Here is an 11,750-nt window from a genome sequence, read left to right as displayed (position 1 = left end):
CGCCCCGAAGCATGCGCACCAGCTCCGCAGACACCAGCGCGCCCTCGGCGAACTGCGGGCCCCTTGGGTATAGGGCGTACCAGTTCCCGGCTGATGGACGTCATCTCCGACCCCGCCCACCACACCCGCAGTGCCGGCTTGTCCCGGGTGGGGGGTTTCGGGTACGGCAGCGGCTCCCCGTGCGCCGACGACAGCGCCTGAGCCTCGAGCGGGCATCCCCAACTCTGCTAGAGAGAGGGGGAGTTGAGCCGTGCAAGCAGCTGCGCGGCGGTGTTCTTGCCCGCGCTGCACCCCAATGGAGACCAGCGCGTACCCGCTGCCGGACCGACAGCGGTAGCTGGGCGGCGAACCGGTGCACCGCGGTGAGCAGCAGCTCATCCCCGCGGCGCTGCTGGGCGCCGGCGCGGAGGAATGTCCGGGATGATGAAAGGCTCCCGCAGCACAGCGAGGCACACATCAACTGGACCATCATCACCCTCGTGACCCGCCGCTTGACCCGTCCCACACCAGAGCCCCGATCGGCTCAGGTCGGCCCCGCCGATGCGGCCGGGCCGCCCCGGCCGATGAGGATCCGTCCGCGGTCCGACGCCATCCGGCTCGCTCCGACAGCCCTCAGCTGAGCACGACCCGGGGTTACGCCGCGCCACGTGCGCCATCCGGTCGCACTGACGGCTGTGGTGGCCGTCAGGTGCGGCTCGGTGTCGGCTCCGGCTTGGACAGAGGCGCTGCCGTGCGACGGGGGAGCAGGAACGGGGTCGCCAGTAGCAGCACGCCGGCCAGACCGATGGCCGTACGCGGGCCGAGCAGGCTCCCCAGCACGCCCCAGAGGGCCGTCAGTAGCGCGGTCGAGGCCTTGGTCGTCACCGTCCAAGCCGACAGCGTGCGGGCAACCCGGTGGGTTGCGGTGCACTCCAGACGGTAGGTGGCGTAGACGGGATTGAAGACCCCACAGCAGAAGATGAGCCCGAGCTCGACGCCGATCACCAGCAGCAGTCCACCGGTGCCCGGTCCCAGGAAGGCCAGGCCGATGGGCCAGATCGCGCGCAGGGCCCCGGTGACGACCAGGACCTGGTGCTGTCCGAACCGGCTGACGAGCGGGCGGGCCAGCCGCGAACCGAGCAGCCCACCGATCGAGGGCGCGGCGAAGGCAAGACCGTACTGCCACGGTGTGAACCCGAGTGGGCCGAGCATCAGCACGGCCAGCAGCGGCTGAGTGGCCATCACCAGCCCTTGAAAGAGGGCGGTGTGGAAAAAGAGCGGACGCAGCGTCGCGTCGGCGAGGATGTAGCGCCAGCCGTCGAGCAGAGTCCGGGCCCGCATGCGCGTGGCCTCCTGACGCTCGGGCCGCGGCTCGTGCCCGCCGATCGCGCGGATGCCCAGAGCCGAGAGCAGGTAGCTGACCGCGTCGGCCAGCACCGTCACCACCGGGCCGAAGAGCCCGATCGCCGCGCCACCCAGTGGCGGTCCAATGATCGTGGTCGTCCAAGTCGTGGACTCGAAGCGGGCATTGGCCACGAGCAGGTCCTCGGCCGGCAGCAGCGTCTTCAGGTACGCGCCGGAGGCTGCGCGGAAGGTGATGTCGGCCGCCGCGACGACGACCGAGACCAGCAGGAGCTGGAAGAAGGTGAGCGCGCCGAGCGTGTACGCGACGGGGATCGTCAGCAGCGCCGCGAACCGCATCAGGTCCATCGTGATCAGTACCGGCCGCTTGCGGCGGAACTCCACCCATGGGCCGAGCGGCACCGCTACGGCCGCGCCCACCGCAGCCCCCACGGAGGAGAGCACGGCGACCTCGGCCGGTCCGGCGTGCAGGACCTGGATGGCGATCAGCGGGAACGCGCCGAAAGCGAGCCAGGTGCCGAGCGCACTGGTCCCATACGCTCCCCACAGCCACCCGAACCGCCGCCCCAGCCGATGTCCCAGCAGACGTTTCATCCGGTGCCCGCTCGTCATGCCCGCCGCCCCTCGCCACTCACTCGCACAACCGATCCACGTCCGGAAGCATCAAAGCGAGCACCACGCCGGGGAGCAAACAACGGTAGGGCCGCCACCCACAACCCCGTGCTCTCGCTAACCAGCACACAGGGTCACTGATCAGGGGGTATGACACAGACTCCTACGTACGCCCAACGCTCGCGCGCACAGCCAGGCGCCCGCCGCAGAACAGCCACGCACGCAGCCACCTCCCCCAGAGCAACCGCACACGCAGCCAGGCAGCGCCCTGCTCCGGGTGATAGCCACCGGTACCCCACCGGCACCGGCCGGGTTGGTCAGGCACCGGTGACGACCCGCATGAAGACGACCGGTTCGGCCTGCTCGTTGAGGTAGGCGTACTTCTGGTCGCTGGCGATGACGGCGCTCTGTCCGGACGCCAGCACCTGCGGCCCGGCCTCCAGTGCCAGGGTCAGACGCCCGGCGAGAACGTGGTGGATCTCCTGTGCGCCGGGCCGGTCGGGCTCGGCGTCGTACTGCCCCCCGGGCGCCAGGGTCCAGCGCCACAGCTCAGCCCGTGGCTTCTGCGTCGCCCCCAGCAGGAGCGCCTGACTGCCGTCCGGAGCCTGCCACACGAGCGTCCCCGCCACCTCCGAACCAGCGCCGCCCGCACCCCTCCCCTCGCCCGCGCTCTCGGGCAGGGCCAGGGCGGCGAAGTCGGTGTCCAGAGCCTGGGCGACCCGGTCGACGGTGGCGAGGCTGGGATTCGCCTGGCCCAGCTCGATATCGGTGAGCATCCTGCGGCTGATTCCGCCGGCCTCGGCCAGCTGCTGCACGCTCCAGCCGCGCTGCTTGCGCAGCGCCCGGATGCGTCCGCCGATGCGGGTGACGAACTGCTGAGTGGTACTGCTGCCGGCCGACGCCTCACTGCCCATGGTGAGCAGTATAGTGCGCAGAAAACTTGCCCAAGGCGCCGGGTGAGCAATATATTGCTCGCCATGCGAGCGAGTGGTCAGCTCTCTCGAGGTCCCCGAACGCGCCCGTGCGCGGTGACCTCTCCGGCCTCGTCACACGGCGGTTCCCTCAGCCGCCCACCACAAGGAGATTCACCACGAGGAGATTCACCACGAGGAGATTCACCACGAGGAGATTCACCGCGAGGAGATTCACCGCAACGACATCCACCGCGACGAAACCCACCAGGTGACGTCTCCCGCGGCGATACCTGCCGCTGCCACGTCCACCACGACCACGACACGAAGGGGCAGCCCCGTTGAAGATCCGCGAGTTCGCAGTCGAGCAGTGGATGAACCAGTACGAGGAGACCTGCCGGTACAACCTGGCCGAGACCTGCGTCCGCTCCCTCACCACCGGCGAACTGCTGGAACTGTCCGGCCGGCGCGAGCAGGTGCTGGCCGAGCTGGCGGCCACCCCGCTCACCTACGGGCCGATCCCCGGCAGCCCGCGCCTGCGTGCGCTGGTCGCGGACCTTTATTCGGACCAGAGTCCGGACAACGTCCTGGTCACCCATGGTGCGATCGGCGCGAACGCGCTGGTGCACGCCGCCCTCGTCGGCCCCGGCGACCACGTGGTGACCGTGGTCCCCACCTACCAGCAGCACTACTCCATCCCGGACAGCTACGGCGCCCGCGTCGAGCACCTGCCACTGCGCGAGGGCAACGGATGGCTGCCCGACCTCGACGAGCTCGACCGCCTGGTCACCCCCGACACCAGACTCATCGCGGTCAACAATCCCAACAACCCCACCGGTGCGCTCATCGGCGAGGCCGGTCTGACCCGCATCGCCGAGATCGCCCGCCGGGCCGGTGCGTGGGTGCTGTGCGACGAGGTGTACCGGGGCGTCGACCAGGCCGGCGACGGGTTCACCGCCTCGATCGCCGATCTGTACGAACGCGGCATCTCCACCGGCAGCATGTCCAAGCCGTACTCCTTGGCCGGGCTGCGCCTGGGCTGGCTCGTCGGCCCCGCCGGCCTGCTGGAATCCGTCGCCGCACACCGCGACTACACCACCATCAGCGTCGGACGCATCGATGACCTGCTGGCCTGCGTCGCCCTGGAGAACAAGGACACCATCCTGGCCCGCTCCCACCGGATCACCCGCACCAACCTAGCCATCCTCGACGAGTGGGTCGGCAGCCGCACCGACATCCACTACGTGAAGCCGGCCTCCGGTACCACCGCACTCCTCCGCTACGACGCCCCCATCGGCTCCTACGAGTTCTGCACCCGCCTGCTCAAGGAGACCGGCGTCATGTTCACCCCCGGCGCCGCGTTCGACATCGAACACACCGTACGCATCGGTTTCGCCGACGACACCGACACCCTGCGCACCGGCCTCCACCTGACCGGCCAGTACCTCGACCAGCTATGACGCAGCTGTCCCTACAGCCAGCCCCGCTCGCGGGCGATCCGGGCGGCGACGTGGCGGTTCGCCGCGCCGAGTTTCATCGCGGCGGACGAGAGGTAGTTGCGGACCGTTCCGGCGGACAGCGAGGCCCGCGCGGCGATGTCGCCGACCGGTGCTCCGTTCTCGGCGTACGCCAGCAGTTCCGCCTCGCGGGGCGTCAGCGGGGACTCGCCGGCGGCGATGGCGTCGGCGGCCAGTTCCTGGTCGACGTAGCGGCCGCCCGCGCACACCGTGCGGATGATCTCCGCCAGCTGCTGTGCCGACACCGTCTTGGGTACGAAACCGCGCACGCCCGCGCTCAGCGCGCGTTTCAGCGCTCCGGGGTCCGCGTGGCTGGTGACGATCATCGAGGAGCACTCGGGGACGGCGTCGCGCAGCTGCGCGGCGACCGTGATGCCGTCCAGCCCCGGCATCTGGAGGTCGAGCACGGCCACGTCGGGGCGGTGCGCCCGGGCCATTGCCAGCGCTTCGTCGCCCGTTCCCGCCTCCGCGACGACGCTGACGTCGTCCTCCAGGGCGAGGAGGGAGGCGAGCGCGCCCCGGATGAGATGCTCGTCCTCCGCCAGCAGGACCCTGATCATTGGCCTTCCTCCAACGGGATGTGTGCAATCAGGCGGAAGTCGCCACCGGGAAGCCTCTCCGTGGTCAGTGTCCCGTTCAGCGCGGTCAGGCGTTCCTGCAGTCCGGACAGGCCCGTACCGGCACCGCCGCCGACGACAGGCGCGGCGTCGTTCTCCATCACCAGCGTCACCGCGCCCGTGCCTTCAGTGCCCGTGCCTTCAGTGCCCGTGCCTTCAGTGCCCGTGCCTTCGGTGCCCATGCCTTCGGTGCGCAGCGACACGGTGCAGCGCGAGGCGCCCTGCGCGTGGCGGAGCACGTTCGTGGTGCCCTCTCGCACCACCCAGCCGAGTGCGGCCTGTACGTCGTCGGGCAGCCGGGCTGCCGGCCCCTCCTCGATGCGGCAGGTGATGCCGGCCGCCTCCAGTACGGAGCGGGCGCCGACGAGCTCGGTGTGCAGGTCGGCGGTGCGGTACCCCCGTACCACCGATCGGATCTCCCGTTGGGATTCCTGCGCGATGCGCTGCACTTCCACCATCTGGTCGACCGCTTCGGGCCGGCCGCGCTGCGCCAGCTGCACCGCGAGTTCGCTCTTCAGGGCCACGACCGCGAGGTTGCGGCCCAGTACGTCATGGAGGTCGCGGCCGAAGCGCAGCCGCTCCTCCGCGACGGCCAGGCGTGCCTGCGTCTCGCGTGCCGCGGCCAGTTTCTCCACCAGCTGGACGCTCCAGCCGGTGAGCCGGAACGCCACGGCCATGAACGGCGCCATGAACACGGCGGCGCCGAGCACGAGCGCCAGCTCCGTTCCGGTGAGCCCCGCCGCCAGGCTGCCCGCCGCGGCGGAGACCGAGAACACCGCGATCAGCGTCGCTCCGGCGCGGACCGGCAGGGCCAGCGCGACAGGGCCGGCGTAGAACATCAGCAGCCACAACATGTAGGGCGCCAGACTCTTGCCGCCGATACGGCCGGTGGCCAGCAGCGCACATCCCAGGGCGGCCATGGCCACGGTCACGATCGTGTACAGCACCACCAGCCGGTCCGGCCGCGGACCCGCGGCGAGATAGTGGCGCAGGGCGGCGCGGGAGAGCAGCAACTGGGTCACGATGTGGGCCGCGGCCAGCACCGTCACGGATACGAGCGTGGCCGCCGCGGCATCCGTCTGCCCCACCCAGAGCGCCCACATGCCGACCCCGAAGACGGCGAAGTAGGCGAGGCTGCCGAGTGCGTAGCGGCGGTAGCGGTCGGGGCCGTCCGGGCCGCCGAGCCGTTCCACCCAGTCGTTCACGCTCATGGTCCCCATCCCTCGTCCCGGGACCGCTGTACTGTACTCAATGGCGCGGGCCCCAGCGGAACCACTGCCGCACGGCGAGCGCCGTCACACCTGTCCAGGCCAGTGCGGTGAGTACCGGACGGGCCTGGTCCGCGACGTCCAGGCCTCCGGTCCAGCCGCCCCGCAGAAGATCCATGACGGGCGAGAACGGCAGCCAGGCGCTGATGTCGGCCGCCACACCTGGCAGCACCTCACGCGGCAGGAACAGCCCCGAGCCGGCCATGCTCACCAGCATGAACGGTAGGAACGTCAGCTGCGCGCTCTCCGCCGTCCGGGTGAAGGACGCCGTCAGCGCAGCCCCGACCACGAGCATCGCCGCACCGGCCAGCAGGCCGAGGACCACCAGGTGCGGGGCCGCCGGTGCGGGGGCGTCCAGGACCGCCGTCAGGCCGACGGACAGAAGTACACACTGCACCAGCGCCAGCAGCAACGCCGGGAGCGCACCGCCGGCGAAGATCTCCCAGTCGCGCACCTCACCCGTGCGCAACCGCTTGAGTACGAGGCTCTCGCGCCGCGTGACGTACACGCCGACGAGGTTGGTGTAGACGGCGAAGAACAGCGCCATTCCCAGCGAGCCGGGCAACAGGACGGTCGCGAACGACAGGCCGGTACCGCCGAGGTCGAGGCTCTTGACCATGCCCCGCATCGAAACGGCCATGACGGCCGGCAGCAGCAGCGCGGTGAACAGCGCGGCCCGGCTGCGCACCAGCAGCGTCAGTTCCGCGCGGCCGAGGGCGCCCAGGCGCGCTACGAGGCCGCGCCGCGTGGACGAGGTGGCGGCGTTCCCGGCGGTGGGGGCGTCGGCCGCGCGAGTGGGGGCGGTCGTCATCATCGCGCCTCCTCGTTCTCCAGGCCCTGGGCGATCTCCATGAAGGCCTCCTCCAGTGATGCGGACCGGGCGTCGAGGGCGTGCAGTACGACCCCGGTGCGGCGGGCCCAGGTGAGCAGTTCGGTCGCGGTGCGCTGCAGGTCCCGGGTCTCCAGCCGCACCGTCCGGCCCACCGTCTCGTGCCGGGTCACACCCATCGGCGGCAGCGGCGGCAGGTCCCCCGGGAAGCGGCCGGCGGGCAGCGCGAAACTGATCCGGGACGGCCGTTCGGCCACCACGTCGGCGACCCGCCCGGTCGTGGCGATCAGTCCCTTATGCATGATCGCCAACCGGTCGGCGAGCTGCTCGGCCTCCTCCAGGTAGTGCGTCGTGAGCAGCACGGTCGTGCCCTGGCTCTTGAGCTCGCGGATCAGGTCCCACGTGTCGCGGCGGGACCGGGCGTCGAGGCCGGTGGTCGGCTCGTCGAGGAACAGCACCTCGGGCCGCCCGAGCAGCGCGAGCGAGAGATCGAGGCGGCGGCGTTCACCGCCGGAGAGCTGCTTGACCCGTACCTTGCGCCGGTCGCTCAGCCTGGTCAGTTCCAGGGCTTCGTCGGCGGGCCGGGCGCCACTGGTGCAGCCCGCCCACATCCGTACGGTCTCCAGGACCGTCAGTTCCGTCGGGAAGCCGCCTTCCTGGAGCATCACTCCGATACGAGGGCGGACCGCGGCGCGGTCGTGGAACGGGTCACGCCCCAGCACCCGGACGGTGCCGTCCGTGGGGAGGGCCTGGCCTTCCAGGAGTTCGAGTGTCGAGGTCTTACCGGCCCCGTTGGTTCCCAGGAGGGCGAACAGCTCCCCTGCGGCTACGGTGAAGTCGATGCCGCGCACGGCGTCGAAGCCCCCGTAGCTCCGCCTCAGGCCGACGGTTTCGATGACTGGGTCCATGTCCTCCACACTCCCGGCGGTGCAAAGATCGCGGCAGTGCGGTCTGTCATGCGTCCGCATGACATCTGTCATGGACTCGGGTGAACTCAGGTGGATTCGGGTGGCTCCTGCCACACGATCAGCAATCAGTGATCGGCAATCAGCGACCTGCGACCAGCGATCAGCGATCAGCGATCAGGACCAGCAGATCGCGGCAGTTCAGCGAGCAGCAGTCAGTAGCCGGCGGCCAGCAGTCAGCAGTCAGCAGGGAAGATTCACGGACAGGGTCACTGTGGCACCGTTCGCGCTGGCGGAGACCGAGAGACGGTCGGTGAGCCGGCTGACAAGCCCGAAGCCGCATCCCCACAGGCTTTTCCCGCACTCGTTCGCCCGGGAGGAAACGTTCTCCACGGCGCATACGGGACCTGAATCGCCGACCTGGCACTCAAGACGTCCATCGCTTTGCCGAAGGCGCAGCGTGCCACCGTCCCCGTGCTCGATGGCACTGGTGGCGACAGCATCCACGGCTACGACGAATTCTGCTCGCATCAGTTCGGCAAGCCCCGATTGCGCAGCGAAGAATTCGATGAGCAGCCGCAGGTGAGGCAGGTCGTCCAGAGTGAAGGACGTCGTGAAGAGGAGGTGGGAGGGGGGATCGCCGGGGGCGGGCGGTGTCATTTAGCTGCTCACCTCGTTCAGTACCAGGTGCGACAGGTGCTCGGCACCGACACGCCGTAGAAGATTCGCCTGCTGCGGCCGGCAGAGAATGCGAACAGGTTCGTGTCTGGATGCACTGCACGTCAGTCGCAGCAGGTCCTCAGCGCACGCCGCACTGAGGAACACCAGCCGGGACAGGTCGATGCCGATGCTCACCTGCCGGGGTTCAGCATCGCTGGGCAGTGCCTCGCGAAGGGCGATGTTGAACTGTTCTCGCGTGGCAACATCCGCCTCGCCCACCAGTCGTACGCCGTGCGGGGACGCGTCGGCGTGCAGCGTGCCCAGCCCCGGGAGGAGGCTGGTGGGGTGTGCGTGATGCATCGCCTCCAGCACTTCGGGGGCGAACCACCGCGTGTCATAGGCGCAGATCTCGGTGTACGGGCGATCGGTGAAGAGGTGATCGGCGTGGGTTTCGCGGTGCATCATCACATCGACATCGGCGCTCAGGTCGGGCACCCAGTGCATGTCGATGTACGTGCGCAGGCCCCGGTATCCCTCGTCGAGTGCCTGCTCGGTCTCTTCCTCGATGCGTTGCCACTGGCGCGCTGCGGTGAACTGTCCGTGGGGGTGGATGAGTGCCCGCATGCTGCTGACACTCAGTTGCCCACTTTTACGCGCCTCGGCCAGCAGTCGGCCCGGGGCCTCGATACGGGCCCACACCTCTTCCTCATCCAGCTGTGGAGCCGCGAAGATCACCACTTTCTCCTGCTGGGCCAGTCCCATCCACGCGAAGGTGGTGACGATGTCGCGGGCTGCATGATCGCTGCCGTAGCTGACGAAGGCGTGATCACCGGCGCTGAGCTGCTGCACCGGCAGCATGCCTGGATGCCCCCTGAGACCACCAGACATCTGTCGCCTCTCTGTCCTGTTTGCTGCACTGCTTCTCGGGCTGTCTCTCGAGCTGTTTCTCGGACTGTTTCTTGAGCTGCTTCTCGGTGGATGCGGTGGACAGTAGCGCCTGTTGCGCGGGGTGAGCGCGACGCGTCCATTTAGTTGGAGAATGGCAGCCAGTTCTATCCATCGACGTCTGAGGCGTGCACTGATGTGACCACAAACCTGACCGATCACGTACTGCCGGTCTGTCTCTGCTGACTGGGTGCGGTAGGGGCGACCCCGCGGCCGTGTACAACCGCGGTCGTGTACATGAGTACCGGATTGCCGTACTTCTCGCATGGATGCACAAGCCGCAGAAGAGGCACGACGCCGGCTGGCAGGGCGGGGTGCCGTCGAGGCCGGTGACGGGTGGGTCGACGCGAGCGAGCCAGGCCAGGGCCAACACCTCACCCACAACGAGATCGCACACTCCTGGGCCGGCGAGGTGTTCACCGACAAGTCCCTGGAGGCGGCCGAGCAGGTGCGGTTGGCCTTCGGGCTGGTAGATCTCCTCGACGAATACTGGGTGACGGCCGAGATCCGGCACGCGAGCCGCGGCGCGCAGGGGTCTTTCCCCGCCGACGTCCTGTGGGACTGCTACCGGCAACGGCTGGAGGCGGAGCAGGTCGCCGAGGCCATCACCTACTCGCTCCGGGTGGACTGGTTCGAGGACCGCGACACCGCGGGGACGGCCTTCGCCGAGGTGCTCGGGAACGGCGTCGACCACATCGTGGCGAAGGGGGCAGGTGCCTCGCTCCGCCGTGCCGACCGGGTTCTGGCGTGCTCGGGCCCTGTGCCCTGGCCCGTCAAGCGGCAGGCGTACGACACCGCCGCTCGGCTCCCGGCTCTGCACGAACCGCTGTTCAAGGGCTTGCTGACCAGCTACCACGATGTCTACGGCGACTTGGAGCCGGCAGCCGCACTCGCTCTCCTCGATCGCCTGCGCCTCCCGGCGGGCACCCCACACCTTGCGGAACTCCGCTTCGTACTCGCCGCAGGCCACACCAATCACCACCGCAGCCCCCGTGCCTGGGACGAAGCGGCGCAGGCCGCGACGGACTGAACGCGAACGGCGTCCGGACGGCAGAAGACGGCAGAGGACGGCAGAGGACGGCAGAGGACGGCAGAAGAGAATCAGTATCGCTCCCGCCTCGAACGCATGATCTCTATGCTGACGACATGGTCGACGTCGACGTACCTCTTTCAGCTCTCGAAGTCGCGATGGTGCAAGCAGGCACCCGTGCCGTGGACACCCTGCGCGACACCGCGGCCTTCGCACAGGGACTGGAGCGGCTGGGCTATCGCCGTATCTGGTACGCCGAGCATCATCACTCGCCCGCGATCGGCGCGTTCCCACCGGTGGTGCTGACCGCGCACGCTGCCGCTCTGACCTCGGTCATCCGTCTGGGGTCCGGCGGAGTACTGGCCCCCAACCACTCCCCCTCGCGCTGGCGGAGCAGTTCGGGACGCTGGCGGCCTTGCACGAGGACCGCATCGACCTGGGCATCGGTCGCGGCCCTGGCACCTTCGACGAAGCCACCGCACGGGCGCTTCGCCGTGGTGCCGGGCCGGCGACGGATGAGGAGTACCAGGGCGACGTGGCGGCGGTCCTGTCCTTTCTGGCCGACGACGTCGCGCTCGGTTCGCTGCCGGAGCCTTGGCTGCTGGCCTCCAGCACCGCGGGGGCGGCGCTCGCCGCGGAGCTCGGCCTGCCGGTCGCCGTCGCACACCACATCCGGCCGGACAACACCCTCGCGGTTCTGGAGCGTTACCGCGCCGCGTTCACCCCGTCCCGTTGGTGCGAGCGGCCCCGGGTGCTGCTGTGCGTGGAGGCGGTGTGTGCCGAGACGGAAGAGGAAGCCGTGTGGCGGGCCGGACCGATGAACGTCGTCAAAGCCGGGCTGCTCAAGGGGTTGAGTGAGACGCCCTTCCCCACGCCTGCGGACGCGGCCGCGCATCCCTTCACGGCGCGAGAGCGGAAGGCGCTGGCCGCCTTCCGTGCACAGCAGGCCGTCGGTACGCCCCAGTTCGTGGTCGGCCGGCTCAACGAACTGGTTGCGCAGACCGGAGCGGACGAACTGATGCTGACCACCCCCGTCCACGACCTCCGCGACCGCATTCGGTCCTACGCACTCATCAAGGCGCACGCTGAGTGCGAACCTCTCCCGTGAAGGCGCA

General features: G+C 69.5%; 10 protein-coding genes and 1 pseudogene. 3 read left to right on the top strand and 8 right to left on the bottom strand.

All coding sequences use genetic code 11. From position 1 onward, the window contains the following. Positions 1-684: 684 nt before the first annotated feature. Together AAC944_RS36270 and AAC944_RS36265 are read right to left on the bottom strand one after the other, a co-directional pair. A complete protein-coding gene (locus AAC944_RS36270; RefSeq protein ID WP_030622401.1) occupies positions 685-1,953 on the bottom strand; it encodes an MFS transporter in 1,269 nt (422 codons plus the stop codon). A gap of 317 nt (positions 1,954-2,270) precedes the next feature. After that, positions 2,271-2,867, bottom strand: coding sequence for a helix-turn-helix domain-containing protein (locus tag AAC944_RS36265; RefSeq protein ID WP_030622399.1), 597 nt, complete (start codon positions 2,865-2,867; stop codon positions 2,271-2,273). Positions 2,868-3,205: 338 nt separating this feature from the next. Here AAC944_RS36265 and AAC944_RS36260 point away from each other — a divergent pair, with 338 nt between their 5' ends. Further along, entirely contained in the window at positions 3,206-4,324 is a 1,119-nt protein-coding gene (locus AAC944_RS36260) for an aminotransferase (RefSeq protein ID WP_030622396.1), read from the top strand. 11 nt (positions 4,325-4,335) lie between these two features. Here the strand turns inward: AAC944_RS36260 and AAC944_RS36255 are convergent, their stop codons facing one another. The 6 genes from AAC944_RS36255 to AAC944_RS36230 all read right to left on the bottom strand — a co-directional run bounded on the left by AAC944_RS36255 (position 4,336) and on the right by AAC944_RS36230 (position 9,518). After that, positions 4,336-4,941, bottom strand: a complete 606-nt coding sequence (locus AAC944_RS36255; protein WP_030622394.1) for a response regulator transcription factor — start codon at positions 4,939-4,941, stop codon at positions 4,336-4,338. Further along, complete coding sequence (locus AAC944_RS36250; protein ID WP_037773196.1) at positions 4,938-6,209, bottom strand: sensor histidine kinase; 1,272 nt, start codon at positions 6,207-6,209, stop codon at positions 4,938-4,940. The genes AAC944_RS36255 and AAC944_RS36250 overlap by 4 nt, the downstream gene beginning before the upstream one ends. Positions 6,210-6,246: 37 nt before the next feature. Beyond that, a complete protein-coding gene (locus AAC944_RS36245) occupies positions 6,247-7,080 on the bottom strand; it encodes an ABC transporter permease (RefSeq protein ID WP_030622389.1) in 834 nt (277 codons plus the stop codon). Further along, positions 7,077-8,003, bottom strand: coding sequence for an ABC transporter ATP-binding protein (locus AAC944_RS36240; protein ID WP_037773194.1), 927 nt, complete (start codon positions 8,001-8,003; stop codon positions 7,077-7,079). The genes AAC944_RS36245 and AAC944_RS36240 overlap by 4 nt, the downstream gene beginning before the upstream one ends. Before the next feature lie 240 nt (positions 8,004-8,243). Beyond that, a complete protein-coding gene (locus AAC944_RS36235) occupies positions 8,244-8,660 on the bottom strand; it encodes an ATP-binding protein (protein WP_051872284.1) in 417 nt (138 codons plus the stop codon). Then, positions 8,661-9,518 (bottom strand): MEDS domain-containing protein, encoded by an 858-nt coding sequence (locus AAC944_RS36230; protein ID WP_368396702.1) that lies wholly within the window; start codon positions 9,516-9,518, stop codon positions 8,661-8,663. A 352-nt stretch (positions 9,519-9,870) separates the two neighbouring features. On the opposite strand from AAC944_RS36230, the gene AAC944_RS36225 reads away from it, so the two are divergent. Together AAC944_RS36225 and AAC944_RS36220 are read left to right on the top strand one after the other, a co-directional pair. Further along, positions 9,871-10,635 (top strand): hypothetical protein, encoded by a 765-nt coding sequence (locus AAC944_RS36225; protein WP_030622379.1) that lies wholly within the window; start codon positions 9,871-9,873, stop codon positions 10,633-10,635. Between the two features lie 158 nt (positions 10,636-10,793). Next, a pseudogene (locus tag AAC944_RS36220) lies at positions 10,794-11,743 on the top strand (MsnO8 family LLM class oxidoreductase). Positions 11,744-11,750 lie beyond the last annotated feature (7 nt).

Origin of the sequence: Streptomyces sclerotialus, from assembly GCF_040907265.1 — a bacterium.
Lineage (GTDB): Bacteria > Actinomycetota > Actinomycetes > Streptomycetales > Streptomycetaceae > Streptomyces > Streptomyces sclerotialus.
The sequence above is the reverse complement of the archived record's forward strand: the minus strand, read 5'-3'. Positions and strand labels throughout refer to the sequence as shown.

Excerpts from the sequence above, each read along its gene's own strand:
- AAC944_RS36230 (WP_368396702.1), bottom strand. The coding sequence starts at position 9,518 with ATGCTGCCGGTGCAGCAGCTCAGCGCCGGTGATCACGCCTTCGTCAGC.
- AAC944_RS36235 (WP_051872284.1), bottom strand. The coding sequence starts at position 8,660 with ATGACACCGCCCGCCCCCGGCGATCCCCCCTCCCACCTCCTCTTCACG.
- AAC944_RS36240 (WP_037773194.1), bottom strand. The coding sequence starts at position 8,003 with ATGGACCCAGTCATCGAAACCGTCGGCCTGAGGCGGAGCTACGGGGGC.
- AAC944_RS36245 (WP_030622389.1), bottom strand. The coding sequence starts at position 7,080 with ATGATGACGACCGCCCCCACTCGCGCGGCCGACGCCCCCACCGCCGGG.
- AAC944_RS36250 (WP_037773196.1), bottom strand. The coding sequence starts at position 6,209 with ATGAGCGTGAACGACTGGGTGGAACGGCTCGGCGGCCCGGACGGCCCC.
- AAC944_RS36225 (WP_030622379.1), top strand. The coding sequence starts at position 9,871 with ATGGATGCACAAGCCGCAGAAGAGGCACGACGCCGGCTGGCAGGGCGG.
- AAC944_RS36265 (WP_030622399.1), bottom strand. The coding sequence starts at position 2,867 with ATGGGCAGTGAGGCGTCGGCCGGCAGCAGTACCACTCAGCAGTTCGTC.
- AAC944_RS36255 (WP_030622394.1), bottom strand. The coding sequence starts at position 4,941 with ATGATCAGGGTCCTGCTGGCGGAGGACGAGCATCTCATCCGGGGCGCG.
- AAC944_RS36270 (WP_030622401.1), bottom strand. The coding sequence starts at position 1,953 with ATGACGAGCGGGCACCGGATGAAACGTCTGCTGGGACATCGGCTGGGG.